The organism is Amycolatopsis sp. NPDC006125, assembly GCF_040614195.1.
GTDB lineage: Bacteria > Actinomycetota > Actinomycetes > Mycobacteriales > Pseudonocardiaceae > Amycolatopsis_E > Amycolatopsis_E tucumanensis.
Genome location: NZ_JBEXTZ010000031.1, coordinates 65,370 through 79,528 on the forward strand (window position 1 = coordinate 65,370; position 14,159 = coordinate 79,528).

The window sequence follows — 14,159 nt, forward strand, 5'->3', positions numbered from 1 at the left end:
CGGCCGCCCGCACGGGGTCGGGCCCGTTACCCACGACTTGGTTCCTCCTGTCGGCGTAGACGTCATTCGTACCAAAGCCGTGGCGGGCGCCCGCACCCGGAGCGGCCGGTGCCAGATAATGCGTGCCGTGGGTGCGGAGCGGGGACAACTGGTGGAGGAGTACGGCCCGGCGTGGTCGCCGGGCCCGTTCGAGCGGGGCACCGACGGGCCGCACGTCGTCCTCGCCGGCGTCGACGGCTCCCCCACCGCGTCCCGGGCGGGCGCCTACGCGGCCGGGCTGGCGCGACGGCAGCGGTCGCGGCTGGTGCTGGTGTACGTGCTGGCGCCGACGGCGTGGACCGGCATGGCGAGCGGCTACCTCGCGGCGGCTCAGGAGCAGGCCTACGAAGCGACGATCGACGAGATGCGCGGACCGATCCGCAACCTCGCCGACGAAGCCGGCCTGCCCATCACGTTCATCGTCCGCCGCGGCGACGCCTTCACGGAACTCCGCCGCGCGGCGGTGGAGCTGCACGCCGACCTCGTCGTGGTGGGCGCGTCGGAGAGCCGGGGCCACCGGATCGTCAGCTCGGTGGCGAACCGCCTCGTGCGGTCCGGTCTCTGGCCGGTGACCGTGGTGCCCTGACACCGCCCCCGACGCCCGATACGCCGTCACCGACACCTTCCGGCCGGAATCGGCGACGCCCACCACCGGCACCCGGTCAAGGCCATCCCGGCGCGCCCCCTCGTGTGCAATCCCCCCACCCGATCACGGCGCGCCGCCCGCCGAATCCCTCGCCATCCCGCGCGAGCAGCCCTCCGGAGCGAGCAGCCGCCCACCGCGGCCGGCCCACCGACCACCGCGCAGCCCAGCCCACCGACCACCGCGCAGCCCAGCCGACCGTCGGCCGCGGAGGCACACCCATCCCGGCGGCGCGAGCCCATCCCGCCCCGGCGGCCCATCTCCGCCTCGCAAGCCCATCGCCCCCGCAAGCCCATCCGTCGCGCGAGCCCACCCGCCCCGCGAACCCATCCCCGCCCCGCGAGCCCACCCGCCCCGCAAGCCCAGCGCCGTCCCGCGAGCCCATCCGCCGCGCGAGCACGTCCCCGGCCCGCAAGCACGTCTCCGGCCCGCAAGCACATCCCGCCGCGCAAGCCCTCCCGGCGCGCATGCTCGCCACGATCCGCAACCGCCGGATGAAGGCCCTCTCGGCGCGGCACTCACCACCGCGGCCCGCGCCGGGCACCTCAGCCATTCACGAACACGCGATCCGGTCCAGCGCCTGCTCGAACAACCCGACCGCCGCGGCGTGCAGGCGGTCTCCGATGGCGCGTGGCGCTTTGCCCGCGCACGCACGCGCGTGCGTGCCTTCCAGCACGATGCCCAGCTTGAAGCACGCCAGCACCGCGTACCAGGCGATTCCGGAGGTGTCCCGTCCCGAGCGGGTGGCGTAGCGGGCCACGATCTCCTCCTCGGTGGCGAGGTCGCCGGCCGTGGCGAGGCCGGTCCATCCGAGCATCGGGCGGGTGCCGGGCCACGTGGCCAGCAGCCAGCCGAGGTCGAGGAGCGGGTCGCCGATCGTGCTCATCTCCCAGTCCACAATCGCCGCGACCGTGGCGCCACGGCGGTCGAACAGGACGTTCGCCAGGTGGTAGTCGCCGTGGAGGATGCCTGGTGACCACCGCTGGGGCACGTGCTGCGCGAGCCAGTCGGCGACACCCGCCACGCCCGGCAGGTCCGGCCCGGGGTAACCGTCGTGGCCCGCGTAGGAATCGAGCTCCGCGAGCCACCGCGGCACCTGACGTTCGAGAAACCCGTGTGGGCGACCGAAATCCGCCAGGCCGGCCCGCTCGTGGTCGACCGCGCCGAGCGCCGCCAGCGCGTCGGCCATCGCCAGGCCCATCTCGTGCCGCAGGTCGGGACGGGTGGCGTGTGGTTCGGGCAGCTCGACGGTCGCGTTGAATCCGTCCACCGGCTCCATGAGGTAGAAGACCGCGCCAGGCAGGACGGTCTCCTCCGGGCAGGCCGCGATCAGCTCCGGGTGCGGCACCGCGGTGCCCGCCAGCGCGGCGAGCACCCGCATCTCCCGGCGCAGCACGTCATTGCTGCGCGCCCGCCGGTGCCGGGGCCCGCTGCGCAACACATACGCCCGGCCGCCACGGCGGAACGACACCATCAAGTTCTGAGTACCACCGGCGATCGGCGCGAGGTCCTCGACAGGCCCGCCGGGCAGCCCCTGGCGGTCCATCCACGCCCCGAGTGCGCGCAACTCCCCCGGCGACAGGTTCTCGGCTTCCGGCATCGGGCCCCCTCTCCGCTCCTGGGTGCAACATGGCAGAAGCACCCGGGACAGGGAAAGCCCGGACAACCCTCCCCCGGCGACAACCGTCTGCCTCGTCGCCTTGGCGGCGCAGGTTTCGGCAACCGCGGCGGCTCGGCCCCGGCGACGGCGCCGGTGGTTTTGGTGCGCGGCACCGCCGCAGGGTGGCGGCGATCCCGCGCCTCAGGTCAGCGTGCTGAAGAACTTGCGCACATCCTCGACGAACAGATCAGGCACCTCCATCGCCGCGAAGTGGCCGCCTCTTTCGAACTCGCTCCAGTGGCGGATGTCGAGGCGCTGTTCGGCGACCGCGCGCACCGACAGGGTGATGTCGTGCGCGAAGACCGCCACCCCGACCGGTGCCGGGCACGGGCGGCCCGCCTGTGCGGCGTACATGCTCTCCTTCGCCAGGCGCGCGGCCGATCCCGCGGTCCCGGTCAGCCAGTACAGCATCACGTCCGTCAGCAGCCGGTCGTCCGGAATGCGCGACTTCGGGTCGGTCCACTTCGCGAACCGCTCGGCGATCCACGCCAGCTGCCCGACCGGCGAATCGGTCAGGGCGTAGGCGATCGTCTGCGGCGTGGTCATGTGCAGGATCTGGTAGCCGGGCCGGTTCGCGGCGTACGCCTTCGTGTGGTCGAGCCTCCGCTGATCCTCTTCGGACAATCCGGCGATCCCACCGGGCGGCGGCAGCGTCGGCAGGTAGTTCAGGTGCACACCCACCACCTGGTCCGGCGCGGCGACGGCGAGCTGCTGCGAGATCCCCGAGCCGAAATCGCCGCCCTGCGCGCCGTACCGCTCGTACCCCAGCCGGCGCATCAGCTCGGCCCATGCCCTCGCCACCCGGGCCACGTCCCAGCCCCGCTCGGCCGTCGGCCCGGAGAAGCCGAAACCCGGGATCGACGGGATCACCAGGTGGAAGTCGCGCGACAGGGGCCCGATCACGTCCAGGAACTCGACGACCGAACCGGGCCAGCCGTGCGTCACGACCAGCGGCAGAGCGTCCGCCCGCGGTGACCGCACGTGCAGGTAGTGCACGGTCTGCCCGTCGATCTCGTCGGTGAACTGCGGGAACGAATTCAACAGGGCCTCCTGGGCGCGCCAGTCGTAGCCGTCGCGCCAGTGATCGGCCAGCTCGCGGACACGGGCGAGCGGGATGCCGTAGTCCCAGCCCGCGCCGGGCAGCTCGTCGGGCCAGCGGACGCGCTCCAGGCGGGCGGCGAGGTCGTCGAGAGCGGACTGCGGGATGTCGATGCGGAAGGGCTTCTCAGTCATGCCGGAAACGTTAGACGGACAAACGTTAGTTCGTCAAATGATTTGCCGGGCGAACGTTTCGGTTACACTCCGATCATGGACACCAGCGCCCCCGAACGCCTGCGGAACCTGCCCAGCTGGCTGCTCACCCAGACCGCGCACCACGCGCACCGGCTCGTCACCGAGGGCATGTCCGAGGCCGGCGCCCGCGGCTACCACTACCGCCTGCTCGCCGCGCTCGAGGAGTCCGGGCCGTCGAGCCAGGCCACGCTCGGCCGCCGCAGCGCGATCCACCTCTCCGACCTGGTGGCGACCATCAACGAACTGGCCGACCGCGACCTGGTCAGCCGCGAACCGGACCCGGCCGACCGCAGGCGTAACGTCATCACGATCACCCCGGCCGGCCGCAAGCAGCTCAAGCGCCTCGACAAGCAGATCGCGCGCATCCAGGACGACCTGCTCGCCCCGCTGAGCGGCCCGGAACGGGAGCAGCTGACCGGCCTGCTGTCCCGGCTGCTGCGCCACCACACCCAGGACGCGTAACCTCGCTGACGAACTGAGACCGCGGTCACAACACGCGCGGTTTCAGCAACGCTCGCCCGGGTAGCCTCACTCGACCGTTGAGCAGACAGCGGAGGGAGCCCGCGTGACCGACTTCTGGATCGACAACGCCCTGCAACGGGTGCTGAACCACCCCACGGACATCCGGACCCTGCGGGAGTCGGCCGCGACCTTCCTCGACGGCTGCACGGTGGAGACGGTCACCGACGCGCTGCTCGTCATCGACGCGCTGGCCAGCGCTGCCTACGAGCAGAGCTGCCTGCCCGCCACCATCCGGCTCGTGCGCGAGGGCACCGAGTCCGGCTGGCTGCGGATCTCGCTGTCCGCGCCCGGCATCGAGCTGCCCTCCGCGGACAGCGGCTTCGGCACCGGCCTGCACGTCCTGACCACCTGCGCGGCCATGTGGGGCCGCAGCGGCGACGGGGACCGTACCGCCCTCTGGGCGCATCTGCCGCTCGCGGCTGCCGTACCGGCCGCACTTCACGTAGCGTTTACACATGGAGTCGCCCCTGATCACCGACCGGCTGGTCATCCGTGACTGGACGGCCGACGACGCCGACGCCGCCTTCGCGATCTACGGCTCGGAAGAGGTCACGCACTGGCTGACCCCCGTGATGGACCGGGTCGGCGATGTCGCCGCGATGCGCGCGGTGCTGCACGCCTGGCACGAGGCCCAGCCGAACCTGCCGCCGCCGCGCGGCCGCTGGGCCATGGAACGCCGGGAGGACGGCCAGGTCATCGGCGGTCTGGCCATCCGCCTGCTGCCGCCCTACGAGGAGGACCTCGAACTCAGCTGGCAGCTGCACCCCGACGCGTGGGGGCAGGGCTACGCCACCGAGGGCAGCCAGGCCCTGATCCGGTGGGCCTTCACCCAGGACACCGACGAGCTGTTCGCCGTCGCGCGACCGAACAACGTTCGGGCGATCGCGACGGCCAAGCGGCTCGGCATGCAGTGGGTCGGCGAGACCACGAAGTACTACGACCTGCGCCTGCAGGTCTACCGCATCCGCCCCGGCGACCTCGACGACGCGCCGGGGGCTTGACCACCGCACCGGCCGCGCGGTTCACTGGCTGACGGGTCGACGTCGCCGCAAAACCGAACGGGATTCTGCCGGGTCTGACAGCCGATCCGCAGGCCATCCGGCACACCTGGGGGAAATCCGGGCACGCCGGACAGAACGACGTTCGGAAGGTGGGCAGCCGATGAGCTTCAACCTGGCGATCATGCTGCGGGAGTCCGTGACGGCCGCGCCGGGCAAGGACTTCCTGCGCTTCCCGTCAGGCGCGATGACCTACGCCGAGGTCGACGAGCGCTCCGGCCGGGTCGCCGTCGCCCTGCGCGAGGCGGGCCTGCGCCCCGGGGACAAGGTCGCGGTGCAGCTCGCCAACGTGCCCGAGTTCGTGATCGCCTACTTCGGCATCCTCAAGGCGGGCCTGACGATGGTCCCGCTGAACCCGCTGCTCAAGTCCGCCGAGATCGCCTACCACCTGGACGACTCCGACGCGCGCATGATCATCTCCCACGCCGCGGGCGCGCCCGAGGTCACCACGGCGCTCAAGGAGGTCCCGGACGTCCGCGCGGTGGTCGTCGGCGACCTCGATGCCGGCGCCTGGCCGGAGGGGACGCTGTCCTTCCGGGTGCTGCTGGAGCCCGCCGACGACGGCGACATCTTCCCTGGCGCGGCGGACGACACGGCCGTGCTGCTCTACACCAGCGGCACCACCGGCCGCCCCAAGGGCGCCGAGCTGTCCCACTTCCAGCTCTACATGACGTGCACGCTGGGCAGCGAGCGCTTCGGCGCGGAACCCGAGGACGTCGCGCTGGCCGTGCTGCCGTTCTTCCACGTCTACGGCCTGTCGAGCATCCTCAACGCCTCGGCCCGCCACGGGCGGACGATCTCGGTGGTGCCGCGCTTCGAGGTGCCCGCGGTGCTGGAGGCGATCCAGCGGGACCGGGTCACGATCATGGCCGGGGTCCCCACGATGTACCACGCGCTGGCCTACGCCGACACCACCGGCTACGACACCAGCAGCCTGCGGATCGGCAGCTCCGGCGGGGCGGCGATCCCGGAGGAGGTGCTGCGCCGCTTCGAGGAGAAGTACGGCATCCCGGTGCTGGAGGGCTACGGGCTGTCCGAGTCGGCGTCGACCACGACGGTCAACCCGGGCGCGGACAGCCGCAAGATCCTCTCGATCGGCAAGCCGATCTGGGGTGTGGAACTGCGGATCGTCGACGACCAGGACCACCCGCTGCCGTCCGGGCAGGTGGGCGAGATCGTGCTGCGCGGGCACAACATCACGAAGGGCTACTACAAGCGGCCGCAGGAGACCGCGGAGGCGTTCCGCGGCGGCTGGTTCCACACCGGCGACCTCGGCTACGTCGACTCCGACGGGTTCGTGTTCATCGTGGACCGCAAGAAGGACCTGATCATCCGGGGCGGGTTCAACGTCTACCCGCGCGAGGTGGAGGAGCTGCTGTACCGGCACCCGGCGGTCGGCGAGGCGGCGGTGATCGGCGAGCCGGACGAGCGGCTCGGCGAGGAGGTCGTCGCGGTGGTCTCGCTCAAGCCGGGCGCGAGCGCCGAGCCGGACGAGATCGTGGCGTGGGCCAAGGAGCGCATCGCCGCGTACAAGTACCCGCGGCGGGTGCGGATCGTGGACGAGCTGCCGAAGGGCGCGACCGGCAAGATCGCGAAGCTGGAGTTGCGGGCGCGTCTGCGAGGATGACGTCATGCGGTACGACGTCAACACCTCGATCTTGTTCACCGAGCTGGTGCCGGAGCGCCGCCCGGCCGCGGCGGCGGAGGCCGGGTTCGCGGGTGTGGAGTCGTGGTGGCCGTTCGACGGGGTGCCCGGGGACAGCGAGGTCGAGCGGTTCGTCGCGTCGATCGCCGACGCCGGGGTGGAGCTGGTGTCGCTGAACGTGCCGCACGGCGATCTCGCCGCGGGCGAACGGGGGCTGGCCGGGTTCGCCGCGCGGACGGCGGAGTTCCGCGACGGGGTGGACGTCGCGGCCGGCATCGCGGAGCGGCTGGGGTGCTCGCGGTTCAACGTGCTGCCGGGCAACCGGACCGGCGCTTCGCGGGACGTGCTGCTGGACAACCTCGCCTTCGCCGCCGACCGGCTGCCGGGCACGGTGCTGCTGGAACCGCTCAGCGGCGCGCCGGACTACCCGCTGCTGCGCGCCGGCGACGCGCTGGCGCTCGCGGACGAGGTCGGGGCGGGCAACATCGCGCTGCTGACGGACGTCTACCACCTGGGCAGCAACGGCGATGACCTGGACGCGCTGCTCACGCCGCCGCTGCTGGCGCGCACCGGGCACGTGCAGGTGGCCGACGCGCCGGGACGGCACGAGCCGGGCACCGGGACGCTCGGGGTGACCGCGTGGCTGGACCGCCTGGCCGCGACGGGGTACGACGGCTGGGTGGGGCTGGAGTACGTGCCGAGGGGGTCTACTGTGGACAGTTTCGGCTGGTTGTCCCGGCGCTGAGCGCTGCCTGCCGGACGGGCCGCCAGGGTGGTGCGCACGGCCGCCGGCTCGCGGTGACCGGGAGGCAGGAGCACCGGACCGCCACCGGGTACAACGGCTGGGTGGACCTGAGATACGTGCCGAGAAGGTCCACTGGACGGCTTCGGCTGGTCGTCCCGGCACTGAGCGCTGCCTGCGGGACCAGCCGTCCGGGTGCAGCGCACGGCCGCCGGCTCGGGGTGACCGGGAGGCAGGAGCACCGAACCGCCACCGGGTACGACGGCTGGGTGGACCTGAGATACGTGCCGAGAAGGTCCACTGGACGGCTTCGGCTGGTCGTCCCGGCACTGAGCGCTGCCTGCCGGACCGGCCGTCCGGGCGGTGCGCACGGCCGCCGGCTCGGGGTGACCGCGAGGCAGGAGCACCGAACCGCCACCGGGTACGACGGCTGGGTGGACCTGAGATACGTGCCGATAAGGTCCACTGTGGATGCCTTCGGCTGGCTTTCCCGGCGCTGAGCGCTGCCTGCCGGACCGGCCGTCCGGGCGGTGCGCACGGCCGCCGGCTCGGGGTGACCGCGAGGCGGGAGCACCGAACCGCCACCGGACACGACGGCGGGCGAGCCTGAGATACGTGCCGAGTGGGTCCACTGTGGACGGCTTCGGCTGGGCTAACACGCCGTTGAACACTGCCCGCAGGACCGCCTACCTGGGGCGTGCGTGGCAGCCACCGGCCCAGGGCTGACCGCGTGACTGGATCGCCTGCCGTCACCGGGTGCGACGGCTGGGTAGAGCTGGAATATCTGCCACCGGGTCCAACGTGAGCAGTTTCGACTGGTCGTCCCGGCACTGAGGACTGCCTTGCCGGTCCGCGCGAGTGGCCCCGCAAGCCCACAGCGGACAACTTCGGCCGGCCGTCCCGCCGCTAGGCGGTCACTTCCTTCGACGCGGCATCGTCGGCCACGACGACCCGTCGCATCAGCTCCACCAGCGTCCGGCGCTCCTCTGCGGACAGCACGCCCAGCGACTCCTCCTGTGAGCGGTGCGCCACCTCCTGCAGGTGGCGCACCAGCTCCGAGCCGGGCTCGGTCAGTGCGGCTCGCTGGCGGCGCCGGTCGGCGGGATCGCGTTCGCGGCGGACGAAGCCGCGTTGTTCCAGCAGGTCCAGGTACCCGACGAGGTGGCTGCGGTTGAGCCCGAGCCGGTCGGCGAGCGCGTGCTGCGCCAGCGGCCCGAAGTCCGACAAACCCGTCAGCACGGCGAAGTGCGGCAGCCGCAGGTCGTGCTCGGCCAGTGCGGCGACCAGCCCGCGGTGGCCGATCCGCGCGACGTGGCCCGCCAGGTACGAGGGCAGGGCGAGCAGGGTCGGCGGGCGCGTCTCGCGGTCGTCCATGCGCCGATCCTACCTTCTGGACGTAATCATGTCGTCGTGTAATCATTACGTCATGACACGAACTTCCGCACCTTTCGCCGCGCTGCTGATCGCGGTGCTGTCGTTCTCGTTGCTGCAGACCATGCCGGTGCCCGCCCTGCCGACGCTGCAGGCCGAGTTCGGCACCTCCACCACCACCGTCTCCTGGGTGCTCAGCGCCTTCCTGCTCACCGCGTCGGTCGCCACCGGGCTGCTCGGCCGCCTCGGCGACATGTTCGGCAAGCGCCGCATGCTGCTCGCCTGCCTCGCGGTGTCCGCCGTGGGCACGCTGCTCGCCGCGCTCGCCCCGTCGATCGGCGTGCTGATCGCGGCCCGCGCGATCCAGGGCGTCGGCGCCGCGACCTTCCCGCTGGCCTTCGGCATCGTGCGCGACGAGTTCCCCCGCGAACGGGTGCCGGTCGCCATCGGCTGGATCAGCTCGACCTTCGGCATCGGGTTCGGCGTCGGGCTCGTGATCCCCGGCCTGATCGTGGACGCGCTGAGCTGGGAGTGGATTTTCTGGCTGATGTTCGCGGTGATCGTGGCCGGCATCGCCGCCGTCGCCGCGTTCGTGCGCGAGTCGCCGGTGCGCTCGCCGGGCCGCGTCGACTGGGCGGGCGCGCTGCTGCTCACCGGCGGACTGGTCGCGCTGCTGCTGGCGATCAGCGAGGGCCGGGTGTGGGGCTGGGGCTCCGCGGCGATCATCGGGCTGTTCGCGGCCGCCGTGGTCCTGCTGGTCGTGTTCGCACTGGTCGAAAAACGCCTCACCCAGCCGCTGATCGACGTCGGGCTGCTCGGCCGCCCCGCGGTGCTGACGTCCAACATCACCGCACTGATCATCGGCTTCGGCATGTACGGCGCGTTCACGCTGGTGCCGCTGCTCGTCGAGACGCCGCCGCAGGCCGGGTACGGTTTCGGCGCGTCGGTCACCGAGGCCGGGCTGTTCATCATCCCGATGGCCGTGACCATGTTGTTCGCCAGCCCGCTCGCCGGGCGCATCGGCGCGAAGGCCGGCTTCAAGCTCCCGCTGGTGCTGGCGTGCGTGATCGGCGCGGCCGGGTTCGTGCTGTTCGCCGTCGCGCACGGCGAGCCGTGGCCGATCTACCTCGGCAACGGCATCCTCGGCATCGGCGTCGGGTTCGCCTTCGCCTCGCTGGCCAACCTCGTCGTCGGCGCGGTCGACCCGCGGCAGACCGGGGAGGCGACCGGCATCAACACGATCATGCGCACCATCGGCGGCACCTTCGGCGCGCAGATCGCGTCGACCATCGTCACCGCCGAGGTCGTCGCGGGCACCCGGTTCCCGGTGGAATCCGGCTACACCACGGCGTTCGTGCTGTCCGCGATCGCGATGGGCGTGGCGGCGCTGGTCGCGCTCGCCGGCCCGGGGCGGCTCGTGCCCGCGCCCGCGCCGCGCCCGGTGGCGGCTCGATGACCGACTACGGGCACGACCTGCTCTTCGGCGCGGTCCTCACCCCGGCCACCGGGCGGCCGGAACTGGCGCTGGACCTCGCGCGGGTCGCCGACCGCGCGGGGCTGGACCTGGTGAGCGTGCCGGACCACCCGTACCGGCCCGAGTTCACCGAGGCGTTGACGACGCTGTCGGTGATCGCCGCGCGGACCGAGCGGGTGCGCGTGTTCCCCAACGTCGCCAACCTGCCGCTGCGCCCGCCCGCGATGCTGGCCCGCGCCGTCGCGAGCCTGGGCGCGCTCAGCGGCGGCCGGGTCGACCTGGCGCTGGGCGCCGGGGCGTACTGGGACGCGATCGCGGCCGAGGGCGGGCCGTGGCGCGCGCCCGCGGAAGCGGTCGCCGCGCTCGGCGAGGCGATCGCGGTGATCCGTGCACTGTGGACACCCGGCGGCCCGGTCCACCTGCCGGGCAAGCACTACGGCCTGGACGGCGCCGAACCCGCTCCCCCGCCGTGCCGCCCGGGGATCTGGGTCGGCGCGCTCGGGCCGCGGATGCTGCGCCTGACCGGCGCCCTCGCCGACGGCTGGCTGCCGAGCATGACCCGCATCCCGCCCGCCGATCTCCCCGCCGCCAACGCCGCCGTCGACGCGGCCGCGGCGGACGCGGGACGCGACCCGGCCGCGATCCGCCGTCTCTACAACCTGTCCCCGCCCGCGCTCGGCTCACCGCGCGGCTGGCCCGAGCGGCTCGCCGAGCTGGCCCTCACCCACGGGGTGAGCGGGTTCCTGCTGCCTGCCGGCTCCCCGGGCCCGCTGCAGCTCTTCGCGACCGAGATCGCCCCGGCGGTGCGCGAACTGGTCGCCGCCGCGCGCCGGCTCAGCGCCGGGCGCGGCCCATCGCCCGGCCCCGCGTCCAGTAGCCCTGCGACGTGACGTCCTGCTTGCGCACCCCGAGGGCGTCCTGCGCCAGCCCGCGCACCTGGCGCGTCAACGCGCTTTCCGTCGCCACCCAGGCGTGCCAGCCCGGCAGCGGACCGAGTTCCCGCACGGCGGCCAGCACCTCTTCCGGCGATCCGCACCACCGGACGTCTCCGCCCGCCACCGGCAGCCGGTCGTGGTCCTCGAGCAGGAACACCTTCGCAGGCACCGGTTCCGGCAGCGCGCGCAGGATGTCGTTGATCGCCGGGAGCGAGCACGGGTCGCCCACCAGCAGGTACCCCTCCGGGGCGGGCGCGGGCACTGCGAAGCGCTTGCTGCCGTACACCGTGGCGCGCAGGGTCTGGCCCGGTTCCGCGCGCCGCGCCCATTCCGACGCCACTCCCTCGCCCTCGTGCAGCGCGAACTCGCACGCGAAGGTGCCGTCGTCGCGGCGGACGTCGGTCACCGTGTACGCCCGCTGGTACTCCTCGCCGTCCGCGGGGATCCACAACCGGATCCAGAACGCGGGCGGCGTTTCCTCCGCGGCAAGCAGTTCGGGCCCCGCGAACCGGATCCGTCGGTAGTGGGCGGCGACGTCCTCGGCCGCGCACACCCGGAGCGGATACGTCGGCGCCCGCAGCGTTTTCAGGACGATCTTCTCGAACCGGCTCAAAGCCCACCTCCCAGTAGTAAGGGTAGGCTTACCTTCTCACGCTCGGGCAGTCAAGTGTTCGCCATCCGGTCGCCGCCGCGACGCCTCCCGTATCCGCGGCGGGATCAGGCTGACCGCCATGACAGCCCTGAACCGTCGCGGGTTCCTGCAGCTGGCGGGCGGTTCCGCCGCCCTGTCCGCGCTCGCCCCGAGCATCGCCCGCGCCGCCGCCATCCCCGCCGGCCACCGCACCGGCACCCTGCGCGACATCGAGCACGTCGTCGTCCTGATGCAGGAGAACCGTTCGTTCGACCACTACTTCGGCTCGCTGCGCGGAGTGCGCGGCTTCGGCGACCCGCGCCCGGTGGCCCTGCCCAGTGGCAAGTCCGTGTGGCACCAGTCCGACGGCACGCGCGAGGTGCTCCCGTTCCGGCCGGAGGCGCGCGACCTCGGGCTGCAGTTCCTGGAGGACCTCGACCACAGCTGGGAAGGCGGCCACGCCGCGTGGAACCAGGGTCGCTACGACCGCTGGATCCCGGCGAAGACCGCGACCACAATGGCTTACCTGACGCGCGAGGACATCCCGTTCCACTACGCCCTCGCCGACGCGTTCACGATCTGCGACGCCTACCACTGCTCGCTGATCGGGCCCACCGACCCGAACCGGTACTACATGTGGAGCGGCTACACCGGCAACGACGGCACCGGCGGCGGCCCGGTCATCGACAACGACGAACTCGGCTACAGCTGGACGACCTACCCGGAACGGCTCGAAGCGGCCGGCGTGTCGTGGAAGATCTACCAGGACATCGGCGACGGCCTCGACGCCGAGCACAGCTGGGGCTGGATCAGCGACGCCTACCGCGGCAACTACGGCGACAACTCGTTGCTGTACTTCGACAACTACCGCAACGCCAAGCCGGGCGACCCGTTGTACGAGAAGGCGCGCACCGGCACGAACGCCGCGAAGGGCGAGGGGTTCTTCGACATCCTCACCGCCGACGTGAAGGCGGGCCGGCTTCCCGCGGTGTCCTGGATCGTCGCCCCGGAGGCGTTCACCGAACACCCGAACTGGCCTGCGAACTACGGCGCCTGGTACATCGCGCGGGTCCTCGACGCGCTCACCGCAAACCCGGAGGTGTGGAGCCGGACGGCGCTGTTCATCACCTACGACGAGAACGACGGGTTCTTCGACCACGTGGTGCCGCCGTACCCGGACCGGTCCACTGTGGACGTTTCCGGCGAGCTGCTGGACGGTCAGCCGTACGGGCTGGGCCAGCGGGTGCCGATGCTGGTGGTGTCGCCGTGGAGCAAGGGCGGCCGGGTGTGCTCGCAGGTGTTCGACCACACCTCGATCGTGCGGTTCCTGGAGCGGCGGTTCGGGGTGCACGAGCCGAACATCTCGCCGTGGCGCCGGGCGATCTGCGGTGACCTGACCGCGGCGTTCGACTTCTCCCGCACGGACGCCGCGGTGCCGGGCCTGCCCGGAACGGACGGCTACTACCCGCCCGACCGCGAGCGGCACCCGGACTACGTGCCCGCTCCCCCGGCCGATCCGGCGCTGCCGCGGCAGGAACGCGGTCAGCGCCCGGCCCTGCCGCTGCCCTACGACCTGACGGTGGACGGCCAGGTGCGCGACGGCGTGCTGCGGCTGACGTTCGCCAGCCGCGGCCCGGTGGGCGCGCACTTCCACGTGACGTCGGCGGCGGGCCCGCGCGGCTACACGGTCGGCGCCGGCCAGCGGCTGAGCGACGAGTGGCCGGCGTCGTCGGAGGTCGTCGTGCACGGCCCGAACGGCTTCTACCGGCGGTTCGCCGGCAGCGGGGCCGAGGTGACCGCGCGGCCGGTCGGCGGGGACCTGCAACTGGTGGTGACGAACCCGGGCCGCACGACGCTGGGGGTGACGGTGACGAGCGGCTACGGCCACCGGCGGGTGGACTACCGCCTCCGCCCCGGCGCGGCGGTCACCCACCTGGTCCGGACGACCGACGGGTGGTACGACGTGACCGTGAGCGCCCCGGGCCTGACCCGGCAGCTGGCCGGGCACGTGGAGACCGGGCGGCTGAGCCGGACGGACCCGGCTCTCGGCGCCTGACCCACGGCAGCCGGCCGGGTCAGCGGCCGCCGGGCGGGCGGGTCGGCAGCAGCTCCCGGGACTCGGCGTCCCGTTCCGCGGCAGGCACCA

At 72.7% G+C, this 14,159-nt stretch carries 13 protein-coding genes; 9 read left to right on the plus strand and 4 right to left on the minus strand.

Annotated elements, in window-relative coordinates:
• Window positions 1–127 precede the first annotated feature (127 nt).
• On the plus strand, window positions 128–625 hold the full coding sequence (locus ABZ193_RS18050) for a universal stress protein (RefSeq protein ID WP_354710693.1): 498 nt from the start codon (window positions 128–130) through the stop codon (window positions 623–625).
• Between the two features lie 610 nt (window positions 626–1,235).
• Here ABZ193_RS18050 and ABZ193_RS18055 read toward each other — a convergent pair.
• Entirely contained in the window at window positions 1,236–2,282 is a 1,047-nt protein-coding gene (locus tag ABZ193_RS18055; protein WP_354710695.1) for a phosphotransferase family protein, read from the minus strand.
• A 201-nt stretch (window positions 2,283–2,483) separates the two neighbouring features.
• Entirely contained in the window at window positions 2,484–3,575 is a 1,092-nt protein-coding gene (locus ABZ193_RS18060; RefSeq protein ID WP_354710696.1) for an epoxide hydrolase family protein, read from the minus strand.
• Between the two features lie 75 nt (window positions 3,576–3,650).
• Here ABZ193_RS18060 and ABZ193_RS18065 point away from each other — a divergent pair, with 75 nt between their 5' ends.
• From ABZ193_RS18065 to ABZ193_RS18085, 5 genes are all read left to right on the plus strand, one after another.
• A complete protein-coding gene (locus tag ABZ193_RS18065) occupies window positions 3,651–4,097 on the plus strand; it encodes a MarR family transcriptional regulator (RefSeq protein WP_354710697.1) in 447 nt (148 codons plus the stop codon).
• A 103-nt stretch (window positions 4,098–4,200) separates the two neighbouring features.
• Entirely contained in the window at window positions 4,201–4,653 is a 453-nt protein-coding gene (locus ABZ193_RS18070) for a hypothetical protein (RefSeq protein ID WP_157358836.1), read from the plus strand.
• The gene (locus ABZ193_RS18075) at window positions 4,613–5,158 is read left to right on the plus strand and encodes a GNAT family N-acetyltransferase (protein ID WP_237339746.1); all 546 of its coding nucleotides are present in this window, start codon (window positions 4,613–4,615) and stop codon (window positions 5,156–5,158) included. Before ABZ193_RS18070 ends, ABZ193_RS18075 begins: the two co-directional genes overlap by 41 nt.
• Window positions 5,159–5,318: 160 nt before the next feature.
• A complete protein-coding gene (locus ABZ193_RS18080) occupies window positions 5,319–6,842 on the plus strand; it encodes a long-chain fatty acid--CoA ligase (protein ID WP_354710699.1) in 1,524 nt (507 codons plus the stop codon).
• Window positions 6,843–6,846: 4 nt separating this feature from the next.
• On the plus strand, window positions 6,847–7,605 hold the full coding sequence (locus ABZ193_RS18085) for a TIM barrel protein (protein WP_354710700.1): 759 nt from the start codon (window positions 6,847–6,849) through the stop codon (window positions 7,603–7,605).
• 903 nt (window positions 7,606–8,508) lie between these two features.
• Here ABZ193_RS18085 and ABZ193_RS18090 read toward each other — a convergent pair.
• The gene (locus tag ABZ193_RS18090) at window positions 8,509–8,976 is read right to left on the minus strand and encodes a MarR family transcriptional regulator (protein WP_354710701.1); all 468 of its coding nucleotides are present in this window, start codon (window positions 8,974–8,976) and stop codon (window positions 8,509–8,511) included.
• Between the two features lie 52 nt (window positions 8,977–9,028).
• On the opposite strand from ABZ193_RS18090, the gene ABZ193_RS18095 reads away from it, so the two are divergent.
• Both ABZ193_RS18095 and ABZ193_RS18100 read left to right on the plus strand, forming a co-directional pair.
• Window positions 9,029–10,429, plus strand: coding sequence for an MFS transporter (locus ABZ193_RS18095; RefSeq protein WP_354710702.1), 1,401 nt, complete (start codon window positions 9,029–9,031; stop codon window positions 10,427–10,429).
• On the plus strand, window positions 10,426–11,337 hold the full coding sequence (locus ABZ193_RS18100) for an LLM class flavin-dependent oxidoreductase (protein ID WP_354710704.1): 912 nt from the start codon (window positions 10,426–10,428) through the stop codon (window positions 11,335–11,337). The genes ABZ193_RS18095 and ABZ193_RS18100 overlap by 4 nt, the downstream gene beginning before the upstream one ends.
• Here the strand turns inward: ABZ193_RS18100 and ABZ193_RS18105 are convergent.
• Window positions 11,282–11,995: a siderophore-interacting protein gene (locus ABZ193_RS18105; protein WP_354710705.1), complete on the minus strand. Its 714-nt coding sequence runs from the start codon at window positions 11,993–11,995 to the stop codon at window positions 11,282–11,284. The genes ABZ193_RS18100 and ABZ193_RS18105 overlap by 56 nt on opposite strands.
• A 118-nt stretch (window positions 11,996–12,113) precedes the next feature.
• Between ABZ193_RS18105 and ABZ193_RS18110 the strand changes: the two genes are divergently transcribed.
• Window positions 12,114–14,069 carry a phosphocholine-specific phospholipase C gene (locus ABZ193_RS18110; RefSeq protein ID WP_354710706.1) on the plus strand — a complete coding sequence of 652 codons (1,956 nt, stop codon included), beginning with the start codon at window positions 12,114–12,116 and terminating at the stop codon, window positions 14,067–14,069.
• Window positions 14,070–14,159: the final 90 nt, after the last annotated feature.

Coding starts and splice junctions, on each gene's coding strand:
- ABZ193_RS18110 (WP_354710706.1), top strand. CDS start 12,114: ATGACAGCCCTGAACCGTCGCGGGTTCCTGCAGCTGGCGGGCGGTTCC.
- ABZ193_RS18095 (WP_354710702.1), top strand. CDS start 9,029: ATGACACGAACTTCCGCACCTTTCGCCGCGCTGCTGATCGCGGTGCTG.
- ABZ193_RS18075 (WP_237339746.1), top strand. CDS start 4,613: ATGGAGTCGCCCCTGATCACCGACCGGCTGGTCATCCGTGACTGGACG.
- ABZ193_RS18080 (WP_354710699.1), top strand. CDS start 5,319: ATGAGCTTCAACCTGGCGATCATGCTGCGGGAGTCCGTGACGGCCGCG.
- ABZ193_RS18060 (WP_354710696.1), bottom strand. CDS start 3,575: ATGACTGAGAAGCCCTTCCGCATCGACATCCCGCAGTCCGCTCTCGAC.
- ABZ193_RS18065 (WP_354710697.1), top strand. CDS start 3,651: ATGGACACCAGCGCCCCCGAACGCCTGCGGAACCTGCCCAGCTGGCTG.
- ABZ193_RS18100 (WP_354710704.1), top strand. CDS start 10,426: ATGACCGACTACGGGCACGACCTGCTCTTCGGCGCGGTCCTCACCCCG.
- ABZ193_RS18085 (WP_354710700.1), top strand. CDS start 6,847: ATGCGGTACGACGTCAACACCTCGATCTTGTTCACCGAGCTGGTGCCG.
- ABZ193_RS18055 (WP_354710695.1), bottom strand. CDS start 2,282: ATGCCGGAAGCCGAGAACCTGTCGCCGGGGGAGTTGCGCGCACTCGGG.
- ABZ193_RS18090 (WP_354710701.1), bottom strand. CDS start 8,976: ATGGACGACCGCGAGACGCGCCCGCCGACCCTGCTCGCCCTGCCCTCG.